Origin of the sequence: Novosphingobium guangzhouense (genome assembly GCF_002896965.1) — a bacterium.
Classification (GTDB): domain Bacteria; phylum Pseudomonadota; class Alphaproteobacteria; order Sphingomonadales; family Sphingomonadaceae; genus Novosphingobium; species Novosphingobium guangzhouense.
Genome location: NZ_LYMM01000097.1, coordinates 1 through 4,965, shown reverse-complemented (window position 1 = coordinate 4,965; position 4,965 = coordinate 1). Strand labels below are relative to the sequence as shown.

The 4,965-nt window shown below is 65.9% G+C and carries 5 protein-coding genes; 4 read left to right on the top strand and 1 reads right to left on the bottom strand.

All coding sequences use genetic code 11. From position 1 onward, the window contains the following. Window positions 1–347 precede the first annotated feature (347 nt). A complete protein-coding gene (locus A8V01_RS26865; RefSeq protein WP_103099302.1) occupies window positions 348–956 on the bottom strand; it encodes a c-type cytochrome in 609 nt (202 codons plus the stop codon). Between the two features lie 136 nt (window positions 957–1,092). Between A8V01_RS26865 and A8V01_RS26860 the strand changes: the two genes are divergently transcribed. From A8V01_RS26860 to A8V01_RS26845, 4 genes are all read left to right on the top strand, one after another. Continuing rightward, the gene (locus tag A8V01_RS26860) at window positions 1,093–1,992 is read left to right on the top strand and encodes a prephenate dehydratase (RefSeq protein WP_103099301.1); all 900 of its coding nucleotides are present in this window, start codon (window positions 1,093–1,095) and stop codon (window positions 1,990–1,992) included. A gap of 88 nt (window positions 1,993–2,080) precedes the next feature. Further along, complete coding sequence (locus tag A8V01_RS26855) at window positions 2,081–2,746, top strand: hypothetical protein (protein WP_342747417.1); 666 nt, start codon at window positions 2,081–2,083, stop codon at window positions 2,744–2,746. After that, entirely contained in the window at window positions 2,743–4,116 is a 1,374-nt protein-coding gene (locus A8V01_RS26850) for a hypothetical protein (protein WP_103099300.1), read from the top strand. Before A8V01_RS26855 ends, A8V01_RS26850 begins: the two co-directional genes overlap by 4 nt. Further along, on the top strand, window positions 4,113–4,965 hold an 853-nt coding region (locus A8V01_RS26845; RefSeq protein ID WP_245892861.1), incomplete at its 3' end, for an AAA family ATPase. The genes A8V01_RS26850 and A8V01_RS26845, both read left to right, overlap by 4 nt.

Below are 4,965 nucleotides of genomic sequence, written 5' to 3'. Positions count from 1 at the left end.
TGACCCATGGCCGCTCAAGACGCGAACCCTGACGTCGGTCATACGGGACGAGTTCGATGGAATGCTGGTCGAGCCGGGCTGCCCGCTGCTACCCGGCCACTCGCCTGAGCCGCGGAACACAAACCCCCGCGTCCCTGCGTGGACGCTCCCGACGCCGACCCGATTTTACGTTCGGATTGCGTTATCTTCCCCCGGCGTAATGGCCCGCACTCGCCAGCGGGCAAAGTCGTATGTGCTTTCTTCGCTTGTCGTAGAAGGGGACCTTGAAGACGAAAACGGCCCGCTAGCGACTCGGCGACGCTAGCGGACCGTTTTCAACCGGCGATCCCTTGCGGGGCCGGATCGCGTTATTGCGCGGCTGCTTCGGATGCTTCGGGCGCGGCTTCGCCCTCTGCCGGAGCGGCCTCATCGGCCGCCGGAGCTGCTTCAGCTGCAGGCAGCGGCAGGTTCGAACCCTGCGAATTCAGGAACGCGATGATGTTGGCGCGGTCTTCCGGCTTGGAGAGACCGGCGAAAGTCATCTTGGTGCCCGGCGCATAGGCCTTGGGGCTCTTGAGCCAGTCGTTCAGGGCATCGAATGTCCAGGTGCCGCCCTTGCTCTTGAGCGCATCCGAGAATGCGAAGCCGCCTGCGCCGGTGCCGATACCTTCACCGACTACGCCGTGAAGGTTGGGGCCGATGCCGTTGGCGCCGCCCGCATTGATCGTATGACACGACGTGCACTTGGCGAAAGTCGCCTGACCTTTGGCGATATCGGCACTGGCAAGAAGCGTGGCGATCGGCGGATCTCCGCCACCTTCACCTTCTTCGGCAGCGCCTTCGACAGCATAACCCGCAGTCTCCGGCGCGTGATGCTTGTCAGCCTGGAAATACATTGAACTGGCGATCGTCAATCCCAGGCCGACGATGCCCGAAAATAGAGTCCAACCGGCGATTGTATTGAAACGATCGTCCATTCAGCATGCCCCGCGGGTGATTATTAGCTCATCCTGTTGGCTTCGGGCATTAATGTCCGCCTTGATCCAGCGCAAGTACCGATGAGGAATTCGGCCATTGCGCTTGGCCCAAGGGCCGCCTAATCGCGCGCACGTCATGCACGCTTATCCTCAGCCCGCCATCGCCCTCGTCGCCGAGATGGAAGCCGCCGCCAAGGCACAGCCTGCGCGGGCGGTCGCGTTTCAGGGCGCGCCGGGCTGCAACGGCCACCGCGCCGCGCTGGAATACGATGCCGATTGCCTGCCGCTGCCGTGCTTTTCCTTTGAGGATGCGTTGGATGCGGTGAAGGAGGGGCGAGCCGACCGTGCGATCATCCCGATCGAGAATTCGCAGCACGGCCGCGTTGCCGACATCCATTTCCTGCTGCCCGAAAGCGGGCTGTCGATCGTGGGTGAGCATTTCACCCCGATCAGCCACGCGTTGATGGCGCTTCCGGGCGCCAAAGGACCGTTTTCCGCAGCTTACAGCCACCCGCAGGCGCTCGGCCAATCGCGTCATTACCTGCGCGAGCGGGGGATCGTGCCGATGGCCTATGCCGATACGGCGGGCGCCGCGGCGCTGGTGCGCGAGCAGAATGATCCAGACGCCTGCGCCATTGCGCCAAGGCTGGCGGCCGAACTCTATGGTCTTGATATCGTGGAAGACCGGGTCGAGGATGCTTCGGACAACACCACCCGTTTCGTGGTCCTGGCGCGCGAGCCGCTCGATCCGTTCGAACTGCAGGACGTGCAGGCGATGACGACCTTCATCTTCGAGGTGAAGAATATCGCCGCAGCGCTCTACAAGGCGCTGGGTGGTTTTGCGACGAACGGGGTCAACATGACCAAGCTGGAAAGCTACCAGATCGGCGCCAGCTTCGCGGCGACGACATTCTATGCTGACATCGAAGGTGCACCCGGCGAGGCGCGCATCGATTCGGCGCTGCAGGAACTGGCGTTCCACTGCAAGTACGTCCGTCCGCTCGGCACCTACCGGCAGGCGCGCAAGCGGGGCTGATTCGTTCGCCGTCTCCGGTCGAAGCGGGGACGATGACAATCAGTTCAACCGCTTGCGCGGGTCTTGCGCCCGTGCAATCGTGCGTAACGTGACGATTGGCAGGGGCACTGGCGCGGGTTCGGCCGCAGACGCGGCGCAGGACTGGAAGGCCGTGCGCGACGCGGCCGATATCCAGTTCACCCCGCTTCCCGATCCCAAACCCGTTCCCCCAACCGATGTGCCCGAATGGCTCAAGGCGCTGGGTCGCCTGCTGGAAGCGATCTTCGCACCCTTGGGAAAGCTGCTGGGCGTGTCCTGGCCGGTGTTCCAGTGGATACTGATCGCTGCAGCGGCGGCGCTGGCGCTGTTCATCGCGTGGCGGCTGCTGATCGAGCCGGCCATCGACGCCTGGCGCAGCCGTCGGCCCAAGCCGGAGGAAATCCACTGGACGCCTACGCAGGCCGAGGCGGTGGCGCTGCTTGAGGACGCAGACAGCCTTGCCGCGCAGGGCCGCTATGGAGAAGCGGCACATCTGCTGCTCCGGCGCAGCGTTCGCCAGATTTCCGACGCGCGGCCTGACTGGCTCCATCCCGCCAGCACCGCGCGCGAAATCGCCGTGTTGCCGATGCTGCCTGAAACCGGACGCAGCGCTTTCACAGTCATCGCCGATCGCGTCGAGCGCGCCGTTTTCGCGTTGCGCGATCTCGACGTGCAGGACTGGGCCGCCGCTCGTTCCGCTTATGCGCAGTTCGCAAAGGTAGAGCTTCGGGCATGAGCACAAGGCCCAAGGGCGCCGAAGTAGGCGCAAACCCCTTTTCGCTCTGGGCGGTGCTGGCCATCGTTGTGCTGGGCGCGCTGCTGTTCGTGGCCCTGTTGTGGATGATCGGCACCGGCATCGGCATGGGCACGGCCAACGACGGCAAGGCGCATGTCGAGGGCAAGGGCCTCAACGGCTATGCGGCCATGGCCGATTATCTCGAACGACGGGGCTTCGCGGTCGAGATGACGCGCAATCCCGGCGCGCTGGAACGGTCCGGGCTGCTGGTGCTTACGCCGCCCGCGATCATGAAGGGCAAGGACATCGACAAGATCGTCCGCGCGCGGCGCTATATCGGGCCGACCCTTGTGATCGTGCCCAAATGGCAGGCGATGCGCCCCATCCGTGAACAGCGGGACAAGGCGAAGAAGGGCTGGGTGCGCCTTGGCGGTGCGGGCACGCTGGAATGGCCGGGGTTCTTCGACGAGATTTCGGTGGCAACCGCTTCGGCGCGCAATGGTCGGGCGACCTGGGCCGGTGCCGGCCTTTCCGGGACTTTACCTGATGGCAAGGTGGTCATGTCTGGCGCGGGCACGCGTTTGGTGCGGATCGTCGCCGGCGCAGGCCAACCACAGGAACCGGGTCAACCACAGGAACAGGGCCAACCACAGGAACATGGCCGGACGCTGGCCGGTTTCATGGACGACGGCGGTTCGTACCAAGGGCTGGAGGCGATCGCGCTCGATCGCGTGCTCCATTCCGGCGAGGACGATCAGCGCTTTCCCGTCGTCTTCGTCTTCGAACCGGATCTGCTCGATAATTACGGCATGGCCCGTTTCGAGAATGCACAGCTGGCCGAAGCGCTGGTGCGCGCCACCGGGGTCGAGCGGGGCGGTGCGGTCGTCTTCGATATGACCTTGCCGGGATACGGCCGTGCGCAGAACCTGTTGACGCTGGCCTTCACGCCCCCGTTCCTTGCCGCGACGCTCTGCCTGCTGCTGGCGGCCGTGGCGGTCGGCTGGCGTGCCTTTCTGCGCTTCGGGCCACCACTGGTGCCTGAACGTGCGATTGCCTTCGGGAAGCGCGCGCTGGTCAGCAACGCGGCGGGCCTGGTGCGTCGTACCCGCCGCTTCCACCTGCTTGGCCCGCCTTACGCCGACCGGGTTCGGGAACGGCTGATCGCGGCGCTGGGGCTGCCGCGCGCACTCCACCCCGATGAGGCCGATGCCGCCATCGACGCTGCGGTCAGCCGCGCGCTCGCCGCGCGGGGCGCGCAGGGCGAACCATTCTCCGTTCTGGCGGCGCGGCTTCGCGCGGCCGGGCGTCCACACGATCTCCTCAAGGCCGCGCGCGATCTCCACGCGCTCGAAAGGACACTGACCCGATGACCGAGACTCCCTCTGACTCCGGCTTTGGCTCCGGCTTTGGCTCCGGCTCTGATTCCGGCTCCGACATCGCGCAGGTGGGTGCGCTTGCGCAGGCGATCCGCGCCGAAGTGGGCAAGGGCGTGATCGGCCAGGCCGATACCGTAGAGCACCTGCTGATCGCGCTGATGGCACGCGGGCATGTGCTGCTGGAAGGGCCTCCCGGCACCGCAAAGACGTTCCTGGCGCAGTGCTTCGCTGCCACGCTGGGGCTGGATTTCGGGCGTATCCAGTTCACGCCGGATCTGATGCCGGGCGATATTCTGGGCTCCAACCTGTTCAACTTCCAGACCAGCCAGTTCACCCTCACCCACGGGCCGATCTTCTGCGACCTGCTGCTGGCGGACGAGATCAACCGCACCCCGCCCAAGACGCAGGCGGCGTTGCTGGAGGCGATGCAGGAACGCCGCGTGACGCTGGACGGCACCGCGCACCCGCTGCCGCCGCACTTCACCGTCGTCGCCACGCAGAACCCGATCGAGAGCCAGGGCGTCTACCCCCTGCCCGAAGCGCAGCTTGACCGCTTCCTGTTCAAGGTGCTGGTCGATTATCCCAGCGCCGAGGAAGAGCGCAGCATCGTTGCCCGCTATGGCGAGAACCGCGGCGCACCGACGCCTGTCGAGGTGGGTATCAGCGCCGTCACCACGCCAGCCCAGCTTGAGGCGGTGACGCGGGCGGTCGCCTCGGTGAAGCTGGCGGACAGCGTGACCGACTACATCGTGCGTCTTGTGCGGGCCACACGTGAAAGCGCGGACCTTTCCAGCGGGGCCTCGCCGCGCGCCGCCGTGCTGCTGGCCGGCGCCGCCCGCGCCC

Excerpts from the sequence above, each read along its gene's own strand:
- A8V01_RS26865 (WP_103099302.1), bottom strand. The coding sequence starts at position 956 with ATGGACGATCGTTTCAATACAATCGCCGGTTGGACTCTATTTTCGGGC.
- A8V01_RS26850 (WP_103099300.1), top strand. The coding sequence starts at position 2,743 with ATGAGCACAAGGCCCAAGGGCGCCGAAGTAGGCGCAAACCCCTTTTCG.
- A8V01_RS26860 (WP_103099301.1), top strand. The coding sequence starts at position 1,093 with ATGCACGCTTATCCTCAGCCCGCCATCGCCCTCGTCGCCGAGATGGAA.